The sequence below is a fragment of the Mesorhizobium tamadayense genome, from assembly GCF_003863365.1.
GTDB classification, from domain to species: Bacteria; Pseudomonadota; Alphaproteobacteria; order Rhizobiales; family Rhizobiaceae; genus Mesorhizobium; species Mesorhizobium tamadayense.
On sequence record NZ_RQXT01000005.1, the window covers coordinates 58,605 to 80,936 of the forward strand.

Sequence of the window (22,332 nt, forward strand, 5' to 3'; positions counted from 1 at the left end):
GTTTACTGCCTGTTATGGTTACCGATCAGCGTAAACATTCGGTGAAGGCTGCGACGCCTTGCGTGGTTTGCGAAGACCGGCCCATTGGTGTATGCCGCGCCGCTTGAGCCAGCCAGGCTATATTCCCTTCCCCCACGTTCCGGATTGCCATGCCCCAGCCAGACCTTGTCATCTTCGATTGCGACGGCGTGCTCGTCGATTCCGAAATCGTCGCCGCGCGTATCGAAGCAGAGCTTTTGACCTCGGCCGGATTCGAAATCTCGGCGGAGGAGCTTGCCGAGACCTATGCCGGCCTGACCTTCAAGGACATCATGATGCGGATCGAGGAGAAGTCGCAGATCCCGTTCCAGGCCTCGCTGATCGACCGCGCCGAGGAGCTGGTCGACCGTAAGCTCCGCAGCGACGTGCGCGTCATCGACGGCGCACGCGAGGCGGTGGCGTCCGTTACCGCGCCGCGCGCCGTCTGCTCAAATTCGCGCACGGAGCGGATAGAATTCATGCTGGAGAAGGTGCGCCTGCTGCCGTTCTTCGCCGGCCGCATCTTTTCCGGTCTGGACATCCCCAGCAAGAAGACCAAGCCGGCGCCGGACGTGTTCCTCTATGCCGCCGAACAGCTAGGCGCCAACCCGAAGAACACATTCGTCATCGAGGATTCCGTGCATGGCGTCACCGGCGCCAGGGCTGCCGGCATGCGCGTCATCGGCTTCACCGGCGCCGGGCACAGCTATCCGGGCCATGCAGACGCCCTGACCGAGGCGGGCGCCGAGACGGTGATCCGCCGCTGGGCGGAGCTGAACAGCACGATTGCGGCGCTGTCGGAGTGGTCGGAAGACGCTTAGGGTTCGCTGGAAACTCTACTCCTGCGGCTATGCCCCCTGCCCAAGCCTCGCTCAGTTCGTCACCGCAGCCGCGGCGACGCGCTTCTTCCGCTTGCCCTTGGACTTGTCCGCCGTCGCTTTCGGTGCGTTCTCGTCGTAGCCGGCATAGGCCTGGTAGTCCCGCGCGGTCGGCTCCGGCACCACGACATTGGCGTCGGTGAAGACGAACTGCGTGGCGGCCGAGGGATCGGTGACCTGCACCTGGTATTGATGCAGCTGCGAGTAAAGCACGTCAGGCCCGTGCTGGACGGCGACGCGGATCGGCATGGTGATGGTGCCGGGCGTGAACAGAGGGCCCGGCACGACCTTGCCGGCGACCGCGATCTTCATCGTCAGTTGGCCGTTTTCGTGGGTGCAGTCGCGTGTCACGTCGGTAATTGCAGCCTGGTAGATGATCTTGGTCGGATCGCGGTCGGGGTCGATCGGTTGACCGTTGGGTCCGGTCTGCGCGGCCGCGGCTGCCGCGGCTTCGGCGTCCGCGGCGGCGTCAGCCTTCTTTTTCCTGGGCTTTGCGGATGCGCCCTTGGCGTAAGTGTTGAAGTAGGCGGTACCGTCGCGCAGCGTCACCTTCGGACAATAGGCGCGCAGCTGGCTGGCAAGCACCTTTGGGTCCTGCGGCGGCGGCGGCGCGGTCGGGTCCTTCTTGCCGAGACCGAAGTTCAGGATGCCATTGTCGCTCGATTGGCAGCCTGCGGCGGCAAGCATAAAGCCGGCAAACGCCAGACCCGTAACAAAACGACGGTCGACCGAATAAAACGTCATGAAACTGCACTTCCCTCTCACAAAGCCGGTGACGTATATCAACCGCGCGGCAAAAATGCGACTGAGCCGGCTCGGAAAATTAACCAAATTGCCGTGGATGACGCGGCCGGCAGCAATGGGCTTTTGACGATGCAATATGTGAGTACCCGTGGGGACGCCCCCGTGCTTGGATTTTCGGACGCGGTGCTGGCCGGGCTGGCGCGCGACGGCGGGCTTTACGTGCCGCGCGAATGGCCGCAGTTTTCGGCCGCCGACATCCGCGCAATGCGCGGGCTTGCCTATCCCGACCTTGCCATCCGAGTGCTCACGCCGTTCCTCGGCGGCGAGATCGCCGCACCCGTCTTCGAGCGGCTGGTGCGCGAAGCCTATGCCACCTTCCGCCACGATGCCGTCTGCCCGCTGGTGCAGACCGGCGCCAACAGCTTTATCCTGGAGCTCTTCCACGGCCCGACGCTCGCCTTCAAGGACGTGGCGATGCAGCTGCTCGCGCGGCTGATGGACCATGTGCTGGGCGAACGCGGCAATCGCGCCACCATCGTCGGCGCCACCTCCGGCGACACCGGCGGCGCGGCAATAGACGCTTTCGCGGGGCGCGACCGCACCGACATCTTCATCCTTTTCCCCAACGGCAAGGTCTCGCCGGTGCAGCAGCGCCAGATGACGACGTCGAGCGTGGCCAACGTCCATGCGCTGTCGATCGAAGGCAATTTCGACGACTGTCAGGGCCTGGTGAAGGACATGTTCAACGACCACGGCTTCCGCGACCGTGTGTCGCTGTCGGGCGTGAATTCGATCAACTGGGCCCGGATCATGGCCCAGATCGTCTATTACTTTTCCTCGGCGATCTCGCTCGGTGCGCCTGACCGACCGGTGTCGTTCACCGTGCCGACCGGCAATTTCGGCGACATTTTCGCCGGCTATGCCGCCAAGCGCATGGGATTGCCGATCGAACGGCTAATCATCGCCACCAACGACAACGACATTCTGGCGCGCACGCTTGAGAGCGGCGAATACCGCACCAAGGGCGTGTTCGCCACGACCTCGCCGTCGATGGACATCCAGGTGTCGTCGAACTTCGAGCGGCTGCTGTTCGAGGCGGCCGGCCGCGATGCCGCGACGGTCAGGCGCTACATGAACGGGCTGAAGCAGTCCGGCGCCTTCACCGTCGAAGCGGGCGAAATGGCGAAGATCCGCGCCGAGTTCGACGCCGGCCGCGCCAGCGTCGAGGAGATCGCCGCAACCATCCGCAAGACGCTTGAAGCAAGCGGCTACCTGCTCGATCCGCACACGGCCGCCGCCGTGCACGTGGCTGCCGGCCACGCGTCAGGCGCCGTGCCCATGGTGGTGCTCGGCACCGCGCATCCGGCGAAGTTCCCGGCGGCGGTCGAGGCCGCCAGCGGTGTTAGTCCAGCGCTCCCCGCTTGGCTCGGCGGCTTGATGACAGCCGACGAAAAATACACGATACTTCCATCCGAGCTGAAAATGGTGGAAGATCACGTGAGCCGCCACACGCGGGCGGCGCGTTAGGGAGTATTTGCCATATGGGTGTTGAGGTAAGCCGTCTGTCGAACGGCCTGACAGTCGCCACCGAAACCCTTCCAAGCCTCGAATCCGTTGCCTTAGGCGCCTGGGTAAAGTCCGGCGCCCGCAATGAACGCGACGAAGAGCATGGCATGGCCCACCTGCTCGAGCACATGGCGTTCAAGGGCACAAAAAGACGAAGCGCGTTCGAGATCGCCTCGGAAATCGAAAATGTTGGCGGCGAGATCAACGCCGCCACCAGTGTCGAGACGACGTCCTACTATGCCAGGGTGCTGTCCGACGACGTGCCGCTGGCGGTCGACATCCTGGCCGACATCCTGCAGGAATCGGAGTTCGATCCGCAGGAATTGGAACGCGAGCAGCATGTGATCCTGCAGGAGATCGGCGCCGCGCACGACACGCCCGACGACGTCGTCTTCGACCGTTTCACCGAAACCGCCTTCCGCCACCAGACCATCGGCCGCTCGATCCTCGGCACGCCGGAGACGGTGAAGTCCTTCACCTCGAAGCAATTGCACGACTTCATCGAACGGCAATACGGCGCCGAACGCATGGTGATCGTGGCCGCCGGCGACGTCAAACACGACAATTTCGTGCGCGAGGTCGAAAAGCAGCTCGGCGGCTTCCGCGCCAAGTCCGACAGCAGCATTCCGCAATATGCGCAATATGTCGGCGGCGACTTCCGCGAAGACCGCGACTTGATGGATGCGCAGATCGTGCTCGGCTTCGAGGGCCGCGCCTACCATGTGCGTGACTTCTACGCCTCGCAGGTGCTGTCGATGATCCTCGGCGGCGGCATGTCGTCGAGGCTGTTTCAGGAAGTGCGCGAGAAGCGCGGGCTGTGCTACTCGGTCTATGCCTTCCACTGGGGCTTTTCCGATACCGGCATATTCGGCGTGCATGCCGCGACCGGTCAGAGCGACATCGCGGAGCTGGTGCCGGTCGTCATCGACGAGTTGCAGAAGGCAGGTGAAAGCATCCTGCAGGAAGAGCTCGACCGTGCACGCGCGCAATATCGCGCCGGCCTCATCATGTCGGCCGAAAGCCCGGCCAGCCGCGCCTCGCAAATCGCCAGGCAGCTGCTGCTGTTCGGCCGGCCGATCGCCAAGGAGGAGTTGATGGAGCGGCTGGCTGCGCTCACCGTCGAGCGGCTGACCGACCTGTCGTCGCGGCTGTTCTCGACCAGGCCGACGCTTACGGCCGTCGGCCCGGTGGGCACGCTGGCGCCCTACGAGGCGATCCTCGATTCGCTTGCGGGCCCGCAGACAACAGCCCGCAAGCTCGCCGTCTAACCCCGTCCAAAGCCGTGTTCGCGCTCCCCTTCTTTCGCCGGGACCTGCCGGCACTGAAGGGCGACAAGGTCACGCTGCGCGTGCCGCTGACCAACGACTACCGCGAATGGTCGACGCTGCGCGGCGAAAGCCGAGCCTTCCTGGAGCCGTGGGAGCCGCGCTGGCAGCCGGACGAGCTCGACCGCACCTCCTGGCGGCTGCGCATCGGCCGCTACCGCGAGGACTATGCGCAAGGCACAGCCATCGCCTTCTTCATCTTCGAGAAGTCGAGCGGCAAGCTCGCCGGCGGCATCACGCTCGGAAACATCCGCCACGGCGTCGCGCAAAGCGGCCATATCGGCTACTGGATCGGCGAGCGCTTCGGCGGCCGCGGCATGATGACCGAGGCGGTCGAGCTGGTGTCGCGCTTTGCCTTCGATACGCTGAGGTTGCACCGGATCGAGGCGGCCTGTATTCCCGACAACGCCCGGTCGATCCGCGTGCTTGAAAAAGCCGGATTCCGGCGCGAAGGACTGCTGCGATCCTATCTCAGGATCAACGGCAACTGGCAGGATCACTACCTCTACGCCCGGATCGTGGACGATCCGCCGGGTGATGGAACGAAGGGCTGATATGTGACGAATTTTCCGCGAATCGCGTCGCTGTTCGCCCTCATCCTGGCGGTCGTCGTCGCGCTCTCGGCAGCCGCGCCCGCGCTTGCCGTCGAGCCGATCAAGATCGCCCGCGACGACAAGGCGCTCGACCTTTCGGGCGCCGTCGAGATCTACCGGAACCAGGGCGAGAATTTCCAGGTCTCGACCGCGCCAGGCCCCGACGGCATCGTGCGGCGCATCGAGGTCGAGGCCAATGACGCGCGCTCGACCGGAGACTGGGCGGTGTTCGCGCTCGCCAACAGCACCGATCAGCAGCTCGACCGGTTAATTGTCGCGCCGCATTTCCGCCTGGTGAATTCCGGCATCTTCTGGCCGGACCTCGGCTCGACCCGCATCGCGGCGATCACGCCCAGCGAAGGTTTCGCGCTCGACCGCCAGACCAGCCCCGACGCCGACGTCTTCCGGGTGACGCTCAACCCCGGAACAGTCGTCACCTTCATCGCCGAGCTCGCCTCGCCCAAGCTGCCGCAGGTCTACCTGTGGGACCCGGACTCCTACAAGGACTCGGTCAATTCCTACACGCTATTCCGCGGCATCGTCATCGGCATCGCCGGGCTGCTGGCGCTGTTCCTGACCATCCTGTTCGTGGTCAAGGGAACCTCGATGTTCCCCGCGACGGCCGCGCTCGCCTGGGCGGTGCTTGCCTATATCTGCGTCGATTTCGGCTTCCTCAACAAGGTCATCGAGATATCGCCCGGTAATGAGCAGATGTGGCGGGCGGGCACCGAAGTGGCGCTGGCCGCAACCTTCGTGGTGTTCCTGTTCGCCTATCTCAACCTCAACCGTTGGCACGGCCATTTCAGCTACGGCGCGCTGGTCTGGATCCTCGGGTTGCTGCTGATCGCCGGCGTGGCAATAGTCGACCCGGCGGTCGCCGCCGGCATCGCCCGCATCTCGTTTGCCGCCACCGCGCTCACCGGGCTCGGCCTCATCATCTTCCTCGGCATTCGTGGTTATGACCGGGCGATCATGCTGGTGCCGAGCTGGGTGATGGTCTTGCTGTGGCTATGCGGCTCCTGGATGGCCATAACCGGCATGCTGGACAACGACATCGCCCAGCCGGCGCTGGGCGGCGGCCTGATCCTGATCATCCTGTTGATCGGCTTCACCGTCATGCAGCATGCCTTTGCCGGCGGCGCGCTGCACCAGGGCCTGTTCTCCGACCTCGAGCGGCAGGCGCTCGCCATCGCCGGCTCAGGCGACATCGTGTGGGACTGGGACGTGCTGCGCGACCGCGTGGTGACCAAGCCCGACATCAGCATGCAGCTCGGCCTTGCCCCCAACAGCCTGTCGGGTGCGGCGCGCAACTGGCTGCCGGTGCTGCATGCCGACGACCGCGACACCTTCCGCACCACGCTCGACGTGGTGCTGGAACACCGCCGCGGCCGGGTGGCGCAGAATTTTCGCCTGCGCGGCGCCGACGGCCACTATCACTGGTTTTCGCTCAGGGCGCGCCCGGTGATCGGCTCGGACGGCGAGGTGATCCGTTGCGTCGGCACCATGGTCGACGTGACCGAGCAGAAGAAATCCGAGGAAAGGCTGCTGCACGACGCCGTGCACGACAACCTCACCGGCCTGTCGAACCGCGAGCTGTTCATGAACCGGCTGGAGGCGATCATCTCGATCGCCCGCACCGAGGACAAGGTGCGCCCGACCGTCTTCGTCATCGACATCGACCGCTTCAAGCAGGTCAATGACGGCCTCGGCATCTCGGCCGGCGACACCATCCTGCTCACCATCGCGCGCCGGCTGCACCGTCTGTTGAAGCCCAAGGATTCGCTGTCGCGCTTTGCCGGCGATCAGTTCGCGCTGATGCTGCTGTCGGAGCAGGATCCCGCCCGCATCGCCGCCGTGGCCGATGCCATCAAGCATGCGATCAACAATCCAATCACCTTCGCCAAGCGCGAGATCGTGCTTACCGCCTCGATCGGGCTGATCACCTGGACGACGGCGCAGACTTCGTCCGAGGACATGGTCAAGGACGCCGAGCTTGCCATGCATCAGGCCAAGCGTTTCGGCGGCGACAGGATCGAGCCGTTCCGGCCGGCATTCCGCACCGTCGGCACCGATCGGCTGCAGTTCGAATCCGACCTTCGCCGCGCCATCGAACGGCGCGAGTTCACGCTTGCCTACCAGCCGATCGTGCGGCTAGAGGACGGCAGCATCGCCGGCTTCGAGGCGCTGCTGCGCTGGGACCATCCCAGGCGCGGCATGATCCCGCCGGGAGACTTCATCCCGGTGGCCGAAAATTGCGGGCTGATCGTGCAGCTTGGGCTTTTCGCCATGCAGCAGGCGGCCGAGGACCTGGCGACCTGGCAGAAGCAGATCGGCGACGCGCCGCTGTCGGTCTCGGTCAACCTGTCCAGCCGCCAGCTCATCCGCCGCGACCTCGTCAGCGACGTCCGCTCGGTGATCGCGCGCGCCAATCTGAAGCCGCGCTGCTTCAGGCTGGAACTCACCGAATCGCTGGTGATGGACAATCCCGAGCAGTCCGCGCATGTGCTTGCCAAGCTGAAGCAACTCGGCATCGGGCTGTCCCTCGACGATTTCGGCACCGGCTATTCCTCGCTCTCCTACCTGACCCGCTTCCCCTTCGACACCATCAAGATCGACAAGAGCTTCGTCGACGACTCCACGCCGAAGCGGGCGGTGCTGCTCAAATCCATGGTCAACATGGCGCACGAGCTCGGCCTGTCGGTCGTGGCCGAAGGCATCTCCGACGAGAGCGACGCGCTGGAGCTGCGCCAGATGGGCTGCGAATATGTCCAGAGCTTCATGTTCGGCGCGCCGATGCCCGGCGACCAGGTGCTGAAGACCTTGAGGGAACAATATCCGCTCACGCAGGCTTAGAGGCCGTTTGGAAACTCTACTCCTGCGGCCATCTGATGGCGCTTTCTGCGCTTCCGGCCTTCGCCAGCCGAAGCACTCATGGGTGGCGTGGCAGTTAAATTAAGGCTACGGCCGCAGGCCGGTGCGCACGTACTTTAAGTACGCTTCGCTCCGGTTCTCGAAATCACCATCATATGACTCGCATGAGCGAGTTTCGAAACGGCCTCTGGGCGCGATAGGTCACGCGTGACCGGCGGCGGCGCTCAAATGGGCGAGATCGATGCCGATCGAGGAAAGGATGCGGTCATATTTGCGCTCGATGTCGGCATCGAACAGAAGCTCGGGCGTCGCCGGGCAGGTCAGCCAGCCATTCTCGGCGATCTCGCTTTCGAGCTGGCCGGCGCCCCAGCCGGAATAGCCGAGCGCCATCAGCGCGTGACGCGGCCCGCGGCCCGTCGAGATGGCGCGCAGAATGTCGACCGTGGCGGTCAGACAGATGTCGTCGGAGACATTGAGCGAGGATTCCACGCGATAGTCGCCGGAATGCAGCACGAAGCCGCGGCTGCGATCGACCGGCCCGCCATTGCGCACCACGAAGTCGCGGGTATGTGCCGGCAAACGGATCGCTTCCTGCTCGTTCATGATGCCAAGCTGCACCAGAAGGTCCGGGAACAGCATCTGCTGCGTCTGGTTGATGATCAGGCCCATGGCGCCCTCGTCGTTGTGGGCGCAGATATAGATGACCGAGCGCGTGAAACGGTCGTCCTTCATGCCGGGCATGGCAATCAGGAACTGATCGTCGAGAAAGCCGCGTCCGGCGGTTTTCTTTTTGTGGCGTGACAAGTCCATGAAGTCGAGCGTAACGCGTTTCCGCCGCGCCGAAAAGGTGGTCAGGCTGCCGGATGTCACGCAAATATGATACCGGCAGGAACATGAAATCATTGCGCGGCCAAGAACGGGCTATCAAATCACCGCCATGCGATACCTGAACATTGTGGCGCTCGGCGCCGTCATCGGCCTCGCAGCCGGCCTGCCGGCCAAGGCCTCGTCCTCGGCCTGGTACAAGAGCGAAGGCGGCAAGGTGCGTCTGGTGACCAGCGGCAAGCCGGACGAGGCGGGCCAAATCCACGGCGTGCTCGACATTGCGCTGAAGCCCGGCTGGAAAACCTACTGGCGCGACCCCGGCGACGCCGGCGTGCCGCCCCAGATCGACATCTCGGCCAGCACCAACATCGCCGATGCAAGGCTGTCGTTTCCGCCGCCGCAGCGCCACGACGACGGCTACGGCAAATGGTCGGGCTATGACCGCCCGGTGTCGCTGCCGGTGACCTTCACGCTGTCGGCGCCCGACCAGCCGGCGACGATCGATGCCAACGTCTTCCTCGGCATCTGCGAGACGATCTGCATTCCGGTGCAGACGCGGCTCAGCCTCGACCCCGCTTCCGATCCGGACAACGCCACGGACACGGCGCTGGTGAAGACGGCGCTTGCAACGCTCCCTTCCCCGGCGCGGGCCGATTTCGGCATCCACGTGCTGCCCGGCGACCATGAAACGCTCGTCGTCGAGGCCCGGTCACCAGGCGATCCGGATTCCGTCGATTTCTTCATCGCCGGCGAGCGCGACTACATGTTCGGCGCGCCGGTGCGCAGCCAGAAGGACGGCAAGCTGGTCTTCACCGTGCCGATCCTGGACCGGCCGTCGGCGACGCCCACGGATGGCGGGCTCTACTACACACTGACAAGCGCCGAGGGTTCGGTCGACGGGCTGCTGCCTTTCCCTTGATCCAGGCTTGGTGAACGGTTGCAGCAAGCCGCTCAGTCCGATATCGCAGGCAGAAATCCTTCCAGTCTCCCAAGCGAGGAATCCCATGACCATTTCGGTTGGCGAAAAACTGCCCGATGCGACTTTCAAGGTGATGACCCCCGACGGCGCCAAGCCCATGACGAGCGCCGAAATTTTCACCGGCAAGAAGGTGGTGCTGTTCGGCGTTCCGGGCGCCTTCACGCCGACCTGCAGCAACAACCACCTGCCGGGCTACCTCGAGAACCACGACGCCATCCTGGCGCGCGGCGTCGACACCATCGCGGTGGTCTCGGTCAACGACGTCCATGTCATGGGCGCCTGGGCGCGCTTCACCGGCGGCGAAGGCAAGATCCTGTACCTCGCCGACGGCAGCGGCGATTTCGCCAAGTCGGTCGGCCTCGACAACGACCTTTCCGCGACCGGCATGGGGCTGCGCTCGAAGCGCTTTTCGATGATCGTTGACGACGGCAAGGTCACGGCGCTCAACGTCGAAACCAAGCCGGGTGTCGACGAGAGCGGCGCGGCCAAGATCCTCGAGCAGCTCTGATGCTCGACATCGTCTGGCGCGCCGTCGCGATCGGCATCGGCGCCACGGTCTTCATGGACGTCTGGGCGATCGTCCTCAACAAGGCGTTCGGCCTGCCTAGGCCAAATTGGGGCCTGGTCGGACGCTGGGTCCGGCACCTGCCCGAGAAGGTCTTCCACGACGACATCGGTCAGGCCGCACCCTATGCGCATGAAAAGGCGCTGGGCTGGGCGTTCCACTATCTCGTCGGCATCCTCTACGGCGTCATCCTGGTCATGCTCGCGGGCGCGGGCTGGCTGGCGGCGCCGACCTTCCTGCCGGCCTTCATTCTGGGCATCGTTACCGTCGGCGCCGGCTGGTTCCTGCTGGCGCCCGGCATGGGCGCCGGCTGGGCGGCGTCCAAACTGCCCAATCCGATGCTGGTTCGCGCGCTGAACCTCGTCTCGCACACGGTGTTCGCGCTCGGCCTGTTCTCCACGGCGCTGATGATCCGTTAGAGAGGCGGCGCGTCAGTAACTCTGGGTCGAACGTCGAGGCGTGGGCTTGCGGGTCGGAGCTGCGCTCTTCGGCGGTGTAGTCGCAACCGGCGCAGGTCTTGCCGGCTTGAACGGCGCCATGCCTTGTCTTGCCAGTTCGTCGGCGCGCTCGTTCTCCGGATGGCCGGCATGGCCCTTCACCCAGTGCCAGATGACCTTGTGGCGCCTGTTGGCCTCGTCCAGCGCCTGCCAGAGCTCACCGTTCTTGACCGGCTTCCTATCGCCGGTCTTCCAGCCGTTCTTCTTCCAGCCATGGATCCATTTGGAAATGCCGTCCATGACGTATTTGCTGTCGGTATAGAGGTCGACCGTGCAAGGCTCCTTCAGCGCATTGAGCGCGGTGATGGCGGCAAGCAGCTCCATGCGGTTGTTGGTGGTCTGCGCCTCGCCGCCAGACAGCTCCTTGGTGGCGCCGTTGTAGCGCAGCACCGCGCCCCAGCCGCCTGGCCCGGGATTGCCGGAGCAGGCGCCGTCGGTGAAGATCTCGACTTGCTTGTTCATATCAGCCCGTATTCGGAAGGGGATTTGATCGCCCGGTGGAAGCGCATGCGGCGGATATATTCGGTCGGATCGCGCTTCATCACCAGGCCCCCATTGGGAATGGTCAGCCAGTCGTAGAGCCTGGTCAGCATGAAACGCAGCGCCGAGCCGCGCGCCAGCAGCGGCAGCGCAGCATTCTCTTCCGCCTCAAGCGGCCGCACCGACTGGTAGCCGGCAAGGAGCGCCACGCCCTTGGTGAGGTTGAAGGAAAAATCCTTCTCGAAGCACCAGGCGTTGAGGCAGGTGGCGACGTCATAGGCATAGAGATCGTCGCAGGCGAAATAGAAGTCGATCAGGCCCGACAGCTTCTCGCCGAGGAAGAAGACATTGTCCGGGAAGAGATCGGCATGGATGATGCCCCGCGGCAGCGCGGTCGGCCAGTTGCGCTCGAAGTCGGCAAAGTCGGCGTCGACCTCTGCCGCCAGCCCCGGCTCGATCTCGTCAGCACGGTCGCGCGACGCCGCCCAGAGCTTGCGCCAGCCGTCGATGGCCAGCGCGTTCGGCCGCTTCATCGGGAAATCCCGGCCGGCGAGATGGAGCTCTGCCAGCGCCTTGCCGACCTCGCCGCAATGCGCCGCCGTCGGGCGCCTCAGCGACAGCCCTTCGAGGAAGGTGATGATGACGGCCGGCCGGCCGGCGAGCGTGCCGATGATGGTGCCGTCATGCGCGGTGACCGGAAGCGGACAGGAAATGCCTTTTCGCGCGAGATGGCCCATCAGACCGAGGAAAAAGGGCAGATCAGCCTTGTCGACGCGCTTCTCGTAGAGCGTCAGGATGTAGGAACCCGTGGAGGCGTGGACGAGGAAATTCGAGTTCTCGGTCCCTTCGGCGATGCCCTTGTAGGACAGGAGCTCCCCCACCGGATAGGCTTTCAGGAATGCGCCGAGCTCGTTTTCGTTGACGTCGGTGTAGACAGCCATTTGGGTTCACGCGGCTCCGTTGACGAAGGCCATGTCGGCCGCCGTCAGCTCGACATCGCGCAACACCCGCATCACCGGAAAATCCTCCGTTTCCGTGGCCGTGATGGCCAGATCGATGGTGACGTCGAAGCGCTGCCGGAACGCGTCGATGATCTCGTCGACGATGATTTCCGGCGCCGAAGCGCCGGCCGACAGGCCGAGCGTCGAAATCTCGCCGATCTCATCCCACGGAATTTCAGAAGCTCGCTGCACAAGAAGCGACATCGCAGCACCCGCGCGCTCCGCTACTTCGACAAGGCGCCGCGAATTGGAGGAATTGGGGGCGCCGACGATCAGATAGAGGTTGGCGCCGGCGGCCGTTTCCTTCACCGCCTCCTGGCGGTTGGTGGTGGCGTAGCAGATCGATTCGGCCGCCGGCGCATGCAATTGCGGGAACCGCTCCTGCAGCGCCCGGATGATGCCGGCGGTGTCCTCGACCGACAGCGTCGTTTGCGTGACGAAGCCAAGCGCTGCCGGGTCCGCCGGCACGAAAGTAGCTGCGTCCGCCTCGGTCTCGATCAGCGTCACAGCACCCTCCGGCAGCTGGCCCATCGTGCCGATCACTTCCGGGTGGCCGGCATGGCCGATCAGGAGCACATGGCGGCCGAGCCGCTGGTGGCGCATCGCCTGCTTATGCACCTTCGACACCAGCGGACAGGTGGCGTCGAGGTAGAACAGGTTGCGCGCCTCGGCGTCGGCCGGCACCGATTTCGGCACGCCATGCGCGGAAAAGACGACCGGCGACTGACGATGCTCGGGCGGGATCTCGGACAATTCCTCGATGAACACCGCGCCCAGGCTCTGCAGCCCCTCGACGACATAGCGATTGTGCACGATCTCGTGGCGGACATAGACCGGCGCGCCGTATTTCTTCAGCGCCAGGACGACGATCTGGATAGCGCGGTCGACGCCGGCGCAGAAGCCGCGCGGCTGGCAGAGCCTGATCGTCAGCGGTGGCTTTTTCTCAATCATCAAAACTGGCCGGTTCAGTCGGAAAGCTGGAGGCGAAATGAGGCGTGCGGCCCTGCCCTGTCAAGAGCGGCAGCGCTCACCCCTCCTTCGCCGGGCGGCGAAGCCTGAGGATCAGCACGGCGGCAAGGGCCGCGGCAAGGCCATACCAGGTGACGGCATATTGCAGATGGTTGTTCGGCAAATCGATGATGGTGACGCCGCCGACCGGCAGGCCGCCGGGATTGGGCGTCCTGTCGGCATCGATGAAGAACGGCACCAGCGCAGCACCCGCCGGAAGACCGGCGCTCGAGGCCATGACGTCGCGGTCTTTCCAGTAGAAGATGTTCTTGGCGACATCGTTGTCGGGCAGCATCGTCGAGGGTTTTTCCGGAAGCGGATTGCGGGCAAGGCCGGTCACCGTCACCTTGCCGGCGACCTCGCCCAGCCGGCGCTTGGCCGGATCCTTGAGATCGTAGGGAACGAAGCCGCGATTGACGAGCACGAAGCGGCCGTCGTCGAGCTGCAGGGGCGTGTAGACGTTGAAGCCGGTGTCGCCTTGCCAGGTGGAAAAGAAATGCCGCTCGCCCCGATGCAGGAAAGTGCCGGTCACCGTCACCGGCGTGTAGTCGACGTCATGGAAGGCGGCGAACTGTCTCTCGACATCGGCCAGCGGCAGAGGCGCCGCATGGGTGCGCCTGTCGATGGTCTCGAGCAGCCCTTCCTTCCAGTGCAGGCGCTGGACCTGCCAGGTGCCGAGGCCCAGAAGGATGGCGAACAGCACAAGGCCGAGCCCAAGCAGCAATGCGTCGCGCGGCCGCGAAGGGCCGGCAGTCGAAACAAACGCGTCACTCATTGGCCGCTGTCCAGCCTGCCTTCCGCGGCCTTTCTGGAATATTGCAGGGTGATCAGCACGCCCTTGATCAGGCGCAGCGCCGTCAGGCACAGCACCAGCGCCAGCGGTATCCACAAAATGAAATGCAGCCAGAGCGGCGGGCTCAGCGTGACTTCCACCCACAGCGCCAGGCCGACGACGATGAAGCCGATGATCAGGATGACGAAGACAGCCGGGCCGTCGCCGGCATCGGCGAAGGAATAGTCGAGGCCGCAATTGTAGCAGCGCTTGCCGACGGTGAGGAAGCCGGAGAACAGCTTGCCCTCGCCGCAGCGCGGGCAATGGCCGTGCAGCCCGGCCGAGATCGGGTCGATGGGCGGCCAGATCGCCCTGTCTTCGATCGCCCTGTCTTCGATCGCCTTGTCTTCGCTCATGTCGGGCATCCTATAGCATTCCGCGCAAAAGATAAGGCGGCCACGTCGCCGCAGCCGCCTTTTGGGATTCCGAAAGCCGTTGATTTAATGGGCTTCGATCATGGCGCCGTTCGAGGCCCAGACATAGATCGCGCTGAACAGGAACAGCCAGACCACGTCGACGAAGTGCCAGTACCAGGCGGCCGCCTCGAAACCGAAATGGTGCTTCGGGGTGAAGTCGCCCCGCATCGCGCGCACCAGGCAGACGAGCAGGAAGATGGTGCCGATGATGACGTGGAAGCCGTGGAAGCCGGTCGCCATGAAGAAGGTGGCACCGTAGATGGAATCCTTGAAGCCGAACGGCGCGTGCATGTACTCGTAAGCCTGCACCATGGTGAACAGCATGCCGAGGCCGACAGTCAGCACCAGGCCGTTGACCAGGCCCTTGCGGTCGCCGTGAAGGAGCGAGTGGTGCGCCCAGGTCACCGTCGTGCCCGACAGAAGCAGGATGATGGTGTTGTAGAGCGGCAGGTGGAAGGGATCGAGGACCTCCAAGCCCTTCGGCGGCCAGACGCCGCCGGTGAAGGCGGCGCGGGCATATTGGTCCGCCTCGCCCGGGAACAGGCTGGCGTCGAAGAAGGCCCAGAACCAGGCGACGAAGAACATCACCTCGGAGGCGATGAACATGATCATGCCGTAGCGCAGGTGCAGCGACACCACGCGCGTATGGTGGCCCTCATGCGCTTCCTTGATGGTGTCCGACCACCAGGCGAACATCGTGTAAAGCACGATGATCAGGCCGATGAAGAACAGCCACGGATTGGCGATGTTGTGGCCGAAGACCGGGAAGTTGCCGGCCTTCAGATACTGCATCAGGCAAACGCCGCCAACGGCCGTGACCAGCGCGCCGATCGAGCCCAGGAAAGGCCAGGGGCTAGGATTGACGAGATGGTAGTCGTGGTTCGGTTTTGCGTGCGCGTCTGCCATATCAACCCCCGAGGCTTGCTTCGGAATCTGGAACTTTGTTGCTGTTGGTGCCAGCGGCCGGCGCGGAAGAAGCGACCGGTTGTTTCTTCTCGACCGGGAACATCGTGTAGGACAGAGTGATGGTCTTCAAGTCCTTCAGTTCCGGCACATTGACGATGTCTGGATCGACGTAGAACACGACCGGCATGTCCAGCGTCTCGTCGGGCTTCAGCGTCGTGTCGGTGAAGCAGAAGCACTCCACCTTGTTGAAATAGGCGCCGGCCATTTCCGGCTGCACGTTGAAGGAGGCGCGGCCGGTGATCGGGCGATCGAACTTGTTGGTGGCGCTGTAATGCGCCTGCGCGGTCTCGCCGATCTTGATCGTCACCGAGCGGGCGACGGGCTCGAACTGCCACGGAATGCCGTTGGTGTTGGCGTCGAAGCGGATGGTGATGTCGCGATCGAGCACACGGCCGGCATATTGCTTCTCGGCGCGCTGCGTCGTGCCGCCATAACCGGTGACCTGGCAGAACATCTTGTAGAGCGGCACCGCCGCATAGGCCATGCCGACCATGCCGGTGAAGAAGGCGAGGCAGACAGCCACGACGATGCGGTTGTTGTTCTTCCCGATGGGTCTGGTCTCGTCGCTCATCGCCGCCTCACATCAAATTCGTGGGCATCAGGGCCGATGCATGGTGGCCGAAGCGCACGATGGTGGCGATGTAGAAGATGATGACGAGCGCGGCCAGCGCGACGCCGATGGCGACGGAGCGGTTGCGCCGCGCCTTCCGCTGGCGTTCGGTCAAGGTGACCAGCTCGAGGTTCTTGTCGGCCACGATCATGCTCCCCCCATGACGAAGGCGCGCCCGACCACGCTGTCGACGAGATAGGCGGCGAAGATTGCGAAGAGATAGAGCAGCGAATAGCCGAACAGCGCCTTGGCCGGCTTCATCGCGCGGTCGGCGTCGCTCATGCCCAGCACCTTCCAGGCATACCAGACGAAGCCCAGGCCGAGCAGGACGGAAACCGCGCCATAGGCGGCGGTGGTATAGCCGAGCGCCCAGGGCAGCACGCCGACCGGCGCCAGGATCAGCGCGTAGGCAAAGATCTGACGGCGGGTCGAGGCGTGACCGGCGACGTTCGGCATCATCGGGATGCCGGCGCGGGCGTAGTCGTCCGACTTGAACAGCGCCAGCGCCCAGAAATGCGGCGGCGTCCACAGGAAGATGATCAGGAACAGGATCAGGCTTTCGAGGCTGACCGACCCGGTCACCGCGGCCCAGCCGATCACCGGCGGGATGGCGCCAGCGGCGCCGCCGATGACGATGTTCTGCGGCGTCCAACGCTTCAGCCACATCGTGTAGACGACGGCGTAGAAGAAGATGGTGAAGGCGAGAAGCGCCGCCGACAGCCAGTTGATGAGCACGCCCAGCGTCATCACCGACAGCACCGAGAGCACCAGGCCGAAGCTCAGAGCTTCGCCCGGCGTGACGCGCCCGGCCGGCACCGGACGGCCGGCGGTCCTGGTCATCACCGCGTCGATGTCGGCGTCGTACCACATGTTGAGCGCGCCCGAGGCGCCGGCGCCGATCGCAATTGCCAGGATGGCGATCACCGCCAGCAGCGGATTGATGGCGACGGGCGCCGCGACCATGCCGACAAAGGCCGTGAAGACGACCAGCGACATCACGCGCGGCTTGAGGAGGGCGAAGAAATCGCCTGCAGTTGCTTCCGACATGCGAAAGCCTGCTTCCTCCATCAATCTGTCGTCGGCAAGGGCCATGCGTACTTAAAGTCCATTATTCCGTTGGCCAAGACCGCCGGCTCGCCGGCGGCCTCGTATGCGTCGGGACGCAGCTTACTTGATCTTCGGCAGCTGTTCCCACTGGTGGAACGGCGGCGGCGAAGGCAGTTGCCATTCGAGCGTGGTGGCACCCTCGCCCCACGGATTGGCGCCCGCGACCCGCTTCTTCTGGAAGGCCTCGAACACGCCATAAAGGAAGATCGCAACACCGACGGCCGCGATGTAGGAGCCGTAGGACGAAACCATGTTCCAGCCGGCAAACGCATCCGGATAGTCGACGGTGCGGCGCGGCATGCCGGCGAGTCCGAGGAAGTGCTGCGGGAAGAAGATCAGGTTGACGCCGACGAAGGTGACCCAGAAGTGGGTGTTGGCGATCACCGGCGAGTACATGTAGCCGGTCATCTTCGGGAACCAGTAGTACCAGCCGGCGAAGATGGCAAACACGGCGCCGAGCGACAGCACGTAGTGGAAGTGGGCGATCACGAAATAGGTGTCGTGCAGCGAGCGGTCGAGGCCGGCATTGGCCAATTGAACGCCGGTGACGCCACCGATCGTGAACAGGAAGATGAAGCCCAGCGCCCACAGCATCGGCGGCTTGAAGGAGATCGAGCCGCCCCACATTGTGGCGATCCAGGAGAAGATCTTCACGCCGGTCGGCACCGCGATGACCATGGTGGCGAACACGAAGTAGCGCTGCGTGTCGAGCGACAGGCCGGTCGTGTACATGTGGTGCGCCCAGACGATGAAACCGACGGCGCCGATCGCGACCATCGCATAGGCCATGCCGAGATAGCCGAAGACGGGCTTCTTCGAGAAGGTCGAGACGATGTGGCTGACGATGCCGAAGCCCGGCAGGATCAGGATGTACACCTCGGGGTGGCCGAAGAACCAGAACAGGTGCTGGAAGAGCAGCGGGTCACCGCCATTGTCCGGCACGAAGAAGGAGGTGCCGAAGTTGCGGTCGGTGAGAAGCATGGTGATGGCGCCCGCCAGAACCGGCAGCGACAAGAGCAGCAGGAAGGCCGTGATCAGCACCGCCCAGGCGAACAGCGGCATCTTGTGCATCGTCATGCCGGGCGCGCGCATGTTGAAGATGGTGGTGATGAAGTTGATCGCGCCGAGGATCGACGAGGCGCCGGCGATGTGGATCGACAGGATCGCGAGGTCCATCGCCGGGCCCGGCTGGCCGGATGTCGACAGCGGCGGATAGATCGTCCAGCCGCCGCCGACGCCGAAGGCGCCGGGCGCGCTCGGCACGAACATCGAGGAAAGCAGCAGGATGAAGGCCGGCGGCAACAGCCAGAAGGAGATGTTGTTCATGCGCGGGAAGGCCATGTCCGGCGCGCCGATCATGATCGGCACCATCCAGTTGGCGAAGCCGCCGATCAGCGCCGGCATCACCATGAAGAAGATCATGATCAGGCCGTGCGCGGCGCCGAAGGCATTGTACATGCTCTTGCCGCCGTCGATGGCGGCATCGCCCTGCATGCCATAGACCATCTGCGCCAGACCGCTGAAGATCTGGATGCCCGGCTCCTGCAGCTCCATGCGGATGGCGACCGAAAGCGCACCGCCGATGACGCCGGCGATGATCGCGAAGATCAGGTAGAGCGTGCCGATGTCCTTGTGGTTGGTCGAGTACACCCAGCGGACCCAGCCATGCGGCCTGTGGTCGTGGTGGTCGTGAGCTGCAGCCTCTGCCATATTCCGCTCCGTTCCCTAAATCTTGCTAACCCGCGGCGTCAGTTGCCGGCGGCCGCTACCTTGTTGGTGCCATCGATCTCGGCCATCAGCGCCTTGTTGGCGGCGGGCACATCGGTCTTGGCCGTCTCCAGCCAGGTCTTGAACTGCGCATCGGACACGACGCGGACCGCGATCGGCATGAAGGCGTGATCCTTGCCGCAAAGCTGCGAGCACTGGCCGTAATAGAGGCCTTCCTTCTCGGCCTTGAACCATGACTCGTTGGTGCGGCCGGGCACCGCATCCATCTTGATGCCGAATGACGGCACGGCGAAGGAGTGGATGACATCGGTGGCCGTGATCAGCACGCGGGTCATGGTGTTGACCGGCACCACCAGCTCGTTGTCGACGGCGAGCAGGCGCGGATAAAGGTTGCGGTCTTCCTTGCCGGCCTTGGCGCGGTCGGCATCCTGGAGGATCGCCGAGTTGAACGAGAAGCTCTTGTCGATCTGGTATTCGTAGTCCCAGTTCCACTGGTTGCCGGTCGCCTTGACGGTGAGCTTGGCTTCTTCCGGCGGCGTGTATTGCGCGGTGAGCAGCTGGAACGAGGGAATGGCGATGAGCAGCAGCACGATGACCGGCCCGACCGTCCAGAAAACCTCGATCAGCGTGTTGTGGCTGGTCCTCGAGGGAACCGGGTTGACACTCGCGCGGAACTTCAGAATGCAAAGGGCGAGAAGAGCCAGCACCAGGACGGTGATCGGTACGATGAACCACATCGTGTAGTTCCCGAACCATTCGATCTGACGCATCATCTCGGTCGCGGGCGCCTGGAAGCTTGTCTCCCAATCCCGCGGCTGATCCGCATAGGCGGATGCGCTGGAGAGGAGCGCGCCTGCGCCTGCAGCACCTGCCAGAAACTTGGCGCTTGCCAGGAATTTTCTCATCGCCCTCTCGTCTCCCACTTCCTGCGATCGGATCGCACCAATAACGAACGACGCCGGGATCGGGAATCCCGGTCTGTCCCTAAGGTGGTTCAAACCATACTCTATTTCCCTCCGCAAGGAAGGAGCGGGCGAAACCGTGCGGCATTTTTGCGCGCAGCCCGAGGGGCATCCCCGGCCATCGCCGCGCCGCATCCCGGACGGTCGCAATTCGGGCGAATTTGCTCTGGAAAAGCGCGCGATTGCCGGTATCTGGGCGGGCTGGCGACGGTCCCGTCCTTTACTTGGCCTTGGCGCAGCTTAAAGTGCCGTGATTCGCAATGGAGCCGTCATGACTTCCTGGCTTTCAAGACCTCTGGCGAAGGTCGTCTTCCTTGCCGCCCTGCTTGGCGCCAGCGTGGCGAACGCCGCGCCGCCTCAGACCGCCGCGCCGCCCAGCGGCACTGTCAAGTCGACGCATGGCGCGTGGTCGATCATCTGCGACACGCCCGCCGGCGCGACCTCCGAGCAATGCGTGATGATGCAGAACGTCGTCGCCGAGGACCGTCCAGAGATGGGGCTTTCGGTGGTCGTGCTGCGCACCGCTGACAACAAGGCGGAGATCCTGCGGGTGCTGGCGCCGCTCGGCGTGCTATTGCCCAACGGGCTTGGCCTCAATGTCGACGGCAAGGACATCGGCCGCGCCTATTTCGTGCGCTGCTTCCAGGACGGATGCTATGCGGAAGTGATCTTGGAGAAGCCGCTGCTCGACACGCTGAAGACCGGCACGTCGGCCACCTTCATCGTCTTCCAGACGCCGGAGGAAGGCATCGGCATCCCCGTCGATCTCAAGGGTTTTGCCGAGGGTTTCTCCGCCCTGCCCTGATCCAACGGCTGCAATGCGGTCGTCCGTCGACCCACGGCGATGATGATCCCTTGTGAACGCCGCCGATTGTCTTGACCTCACTTCGCCCCTACATCGGGGAAAGACGAAACCGCCAGCGGACAGCCCTGCCATGAACAGCCTCATCGGCCAATTCGACATTTCCGACGATCGCGTCAAAGAGATCGTCGCCGAGACCATCAAGGGCGCCGACGACGGCGAGCTGTTCCTCGAATACAGCGAAAGCGAAGCGCTGATGTTCGACAACGGCCGGCTGAAGACGGCCAATTTCAACACCGACCAGGGCTTTGGGCTGCGCGCCGTCGCCGGCGAGGCGAGCGGCTATGCGCATTCGAGCGACTTGTCCGAAGCCTCGCTGCTGCGCGCGGCCGATGCGGTCTCGGCGGTCAAGGGCGGCTATTCGGGAACGCTGGCCGCAGCACCCGCGCGCACCAATCGCCACCTTTACGGCGACGAGAACCCTATCCCGTCGCCCAGCTTCGAGGCCAAGGCGAAGCTATTGCAGGAGATCGACGCCTGGCTGCGCGCCGCCGATCCGCGCGTGCGCCAGGTGACGGCCTCACTTGGCGCTTCATGGCAGCATGTCGAGATTGTGCGCAGCGACGGCCAGGTGGTGCGCGACATCCGCCCGCTGGTCAGGATCAATGTCTCGGTCGTGGTCGGCGATGGCGACCGCCAGGAGAGCGGCTCCTACGGCATGGGCGGCCGCAAGAGCTTTGGCGAGTTCCTCACCGAGGAGAGCTGGAAGCATGCCGCGCGCGAGGCGCTGAGACAGGCGCTGGTCAACCTAGAAGCCGTTCCGGCGCCGGCCGGCACCTTTGATATCGTGCTCTCCAGCGGCTGGCCGGGCGTGATGCTGCACGAGGCGGTCGGCCACGGGCTGGAGGGCGACTTCAACCGCAAAAAGACGTCCGCCTTCGCCGGCCTGATGGGTAGCCAAGTGGCGGCAAAGGGCGTCACCGTGGTCGATGACGGCACGATCGCCGAGCGCCGCGGCTCGCTCACCGTCGACGACGAAGGCACGCCTTCGGCACACAACGTGCTGATCGAGGACGGCAAGCTGGTCGGCTACATGCAGGACCGCCAGAACGCGCGTCTGATGGGCATGAAGGCGACCGGCAACGGCCGGCGCGAAGGCTATGCCCACCAGCCGATGCCGCGCATGACCAACACCTACATGACCTCGGGCGACATGCCGCCGGAGGAGATCATCGCCTCGGTCAAGAACGGGATCTATGCCGTCTCCTTCGGCGGCGGCCAGGTCGACATCACCTCGGGCAAGTTCGTGTTCGGCTGCACCGAGGCCTACATGATCGAGGACGGCAAGGTGACCCAGCCGATCAAGGGCGCGATGCTGATCGGCAACGGCCCCGACGCTATGCACCGCGTCACCATGGTCGGCAACGACATGAAGCTCGACAACGGCATCGGCATGTGCGGCAAGGCCGGACAGGGCGTGCCCGTTGGCGTCGGCCAGCCGCATCTGAGGATGAACCAGATGACGGTGGGCGGCACCAGGGTTTGAGGCACCTGGACCG

General features: G+C 64.3%; 23 protein-coding genes. 10 read left to right on the top strand and 13 right to left on the bottom strand.

What is annotated here, in order from left to right; all coding sequences use genetic code 11:
- The first annotated feature begins 149 nt into the window (after positions 1-149).
- Positions 150-839: an HAD family hydrolase gene (locus tag EH240_RS05950; protein ID WP_124996487.1), complete on the top strand. Its 690-nt coding sequence runs from the start codon at positions 150-152 to the stop codon at positions 837-839.
- Positions 840-890: 51 nt separating this feature from the next.
- Here EH240_RS05950 and EH240_RS05955 read toward each other — a convergent pair whose 3' ends face one another.
- Positions 891-1,640, bottom strand: a complete 750-nt coding sequence (locus tag EH240_RS05955; RefSeq protein WP_124996488.1) for a hypothetical protein — start codon at positions 1,638-1,640, stop codon at positions 891-893.
- 129 nt (positions 1,641-1,769) lie between these two features.
- Here EH240_RS05955 and thrC point away from each other — a divergent pair, with 129 nt between their 5' ends.
- From thrC to EH240_RS05975, 4 genes are read left to right on the top strand one after another with little or no spacing between them, the layout of a single operon-like run.
- Positions 1,770-3,167, top strand: coding sequence for a threonine synthase (thrC, locus tag EH240_RS05960; RefSeq protein ID WP_124996633.1), 1,398 nt, complete (start codon positions 1,770-1,772; stop codon positions 3,165-3,167).
- A gap of 14 nt (positions 3,168-3,181) precedes the next feature.
- Positions 3,182-4,474, top strand: coding sequence for a M16 family metallopeptidase (locus EH240_RS05965; protein ID WP_124996489.1), 1,293 nt, complete (start codon positions 3,182-3,184; stop codon positions 4,472-4,474).
- Positions 4,475-4,488: 14 nt separating this feature from the next.
- Entirely contained in the window at positions 4,489-5,085 is a 597-nt protein-coding gene (locus EH240_RS05970; RefSeq protein WP_124996490.1) for a GNAT family N-acetyltransferase, read from the top strand.
- A 3-nt stretch (positions 5,086-5,088) separates the two neighbouring features.
- Complete coding sequence (locus tag EH240_RS05975; protein WP_124996491.1) at positions 5,089-7,977, top strand: EAL domain-containing protein; 2,889 nt, start codon at positions 5,089-5,091, stop codon at positions 7,975-7,977.
- A 219-nt stretch (positions 7,978-8,196) separates the two neighbouring features.
- Here EH240_RS05975 and EH240_RS05980 read toward each other — a convergent pair whose 3' ends face one another.
- Complete coding sequence (locus tag EH240_RS05980) at positions 8,197-8,805, bottom strand: YqgE/AlgH family protein (RefSeq protein ID WP_124996634.1); 609 nt, start codon at positions 8,803-8,805, stop codon at positions 8,197-8,199.
- A gap of 127 nt (positions 8,806-8,932) precedes the next feature.
- On the opposite strand from EH240_RS05980, the gene EH240_RS05985 reads away from it, so the two are divergent.
- The 3 genes from EH240_RS05985 (at position 8,933) to EH240_RS05995 (ending at position 10,783) form a co-directional block, all read left to right on the top strand.
- Complete coding sequence (locus EH240_RS05985; protein WP_124996492.1) at positions 8,933-9,739, top strand: protein-disulfide reductase DsbD domain-containing protein; 807 nt, start codon at positions 8,933-8,935, stop codon at positions 9,737-9,739.
- An 85-nt stretch (positions 9,740-9,824) separates the two neighbouring features.
- Complete coding sequence (locus EH240_RS05990) at positions 9,825-10,307, top strand: peroxiredoxin (protein ID WP_124996493.1); 483 nt, start codon at positions 9,825-9,827, stop codon at positions 10,305-10,307.
- Positions 10,307-10,783, top strand: coding sequence for a DUF2938 domain-containing protein (locus EH240_RS05995; RefSeq protein WP_124996494.1), 477 nt, complete (start codon positions 10,307-10,309; stop codon positions 10,781-10,783). The genes EH240_RS05990 and EH240_RS05995 overlap by 1 nt, the downstream gene beginning before the upstream one ends.
- Before the next feature lie 12 nt (positions 10,784-10,795).
- Here the strand turns inward: EH240_RS05995 and rnhA are convergent, their stop codons facing one another.
- The 11 genes from rnhA to coxB form a co-directional block, all read right to left on the bottom strand.
- Positions 10,796-11,323 carry a ribonuclease HI gene (rnhA, locus tag EH240_RS06000; RefSeq protein WP_124996495.1) on the bottom strand — a complete coding sequence of 176 codons (528 nt, stop codon included), beginning with the start codon at positions 11,321-11,323 and terminating at the stop codon, positions 10,796-10,798.
- Positions 11,320-12,282 (bottom strand): homoserine kinase, encoded by a 963-nt coding sequence (locus tag EH240_RS06005; RefSeq protein WP_124996496.1) that lies wholly within the window; start codon positions 12,280-12,282, stop codon positions 11,320-11,322. Before EH240_RS06005 ends, rnhA begins: the two co-directional genes overlap by 4 nt.
- 6 nt (positions 12,283-12,288) lie before the next feature.
- Positions 12,289-13,293 carry a 4-hydroxy-3-methylbut-2-enyl diphosphate reductase gene (ispH, locus tag EH240_RS06010; RefSeq protein WP_124996497.1) on the bottom strand — a complete coding sequence of 335 codons (1,005 nt, stop codon included), beginning with the start codon at positions 13,291-13,293 and terminating at the stop codon, positions 12,289-12,291.
- Between the two features lie 76 nt (positions 13,294-13,369).
- A complete protein-coding gene (locus EH240_RS06015; RefSeq protein WP_167483940.1) occupies positions 13,370-14,125 on the bottom strand; it encodes an SURF1 family protein in 756 nt (251 codons plus the stop codon).
- Complete coding sequence (locus EH240_RS06020) at positions 14,122-14,538, bottom strand: DUF983 domain-containing protein (protein ID WP_124996498.1); 417 nt, start codon at positions 14,536-14,538, stop codon at positions 14,122-14,124. Before EH240_RS06020 ends, EH240_RS06015 begins: the two co-directional genes overlap by 4 nt.
- Positions 14,539-14,622: 84 nt before the next feature.
- Positions 14,623-15,504, bottom strand: coding sequence for a cytochrome c oxidase subunit 3 (locus EH240_RS06025; protein WP_124996499.1), 882 nt, complete (start codon positions 15,502-15,504; stop codon positions 14,623-14,625).
- Between the two features lies 1 nt (position 15,505).
- A complete protein-coding gene (locus EH240_RS06030) occupies positions 15,506-16,135 on the bottom strand; it encodes a cytochrome c oxidase assembly protein (RefSeq protein ID WP_124996500.1) in 630 nt (209 codons plus the stop codon).
- Positions 16,136-16,142: 7 nt separating this feature from the next.
- Complete coding sequence (locus EH240_RS06035) at positions 16,143-16,325, bottom strand: hypothetical protein (RefSeq protein ID WP_124996501.1); 183 nt, start codon at positions 16,323-16,325, stop codon at positions 16,143-16,145.
- The gene (locus EH240_RS06040; protein WP_124996502.1) at positions 16,322-17,266 is read right to left on the bottom strand and encodes a heme o synthase; all 945 of its coding nucleotides are present in this window, start codon (positions 17,264-17,266) and stop codon (positions 16,322-16,324) included. Before EH240_RS06040 ends, EH240_RS06035 begins: the two co-directional genes overlap by 4 nt.
- Positions 17,267-17,341: 75 nt before the next feature.
- Positions 17,342-18,991, bottom strand: coding sequence for a cytochrome c oxidase subunit I (gene ctaD, locus EH240_RS06045; protein ID WP_124996503.1), 1,650 nt, complete (start codon positions 18,989-18,991; stop codon positions 17,342-17,344).
- 38 nt (positions 18,992-19,029) lie between these two features.
- Positions 19,030-19,914 (bottom strand): cytochrome c oxidase subunit II, encoded by an 885-nt coding sequence (gene coxB, locus EH240_RS06050; RefSeq protein WP_124996504.1) that lies wholly within the window; start codon positions 19,912-19,914, stop codon positions 19,030-19,032.
- 328 nt (positions 19,915-20,242) lie between these two features.
- Between coxB and EH240_RS06055 the strand changes: the two genes are divergently transcribed.
- Both EH240_RS06055 and tldD read left to right on the top strand, forming a co-directional pair.
- Complete coding sequence (locus tag EH240_RS06055; protein WP_124996505.1) at positions 20,243-20,776, top strand: invasion associated locus B family protein; 534 nt, start codon at positions 20,243-20,245, stop codon at positions 20,774-20,776.
- Positions 20,777-20,906: 130 nt separating this feature from the next.
- Positions 20,907-22,319, top strand: coding sequence for a metalloprotease TldD (gene tldD / locus EH240_RS06060; protein WP_124996506.1), 1,413 nt, complete (start codon positions 20,907-20,909; stop codon positions 22,317-22,319).
- The last annotated feature ends 13 nt before the right edge of the window (positions 22,320-22,332 follow it).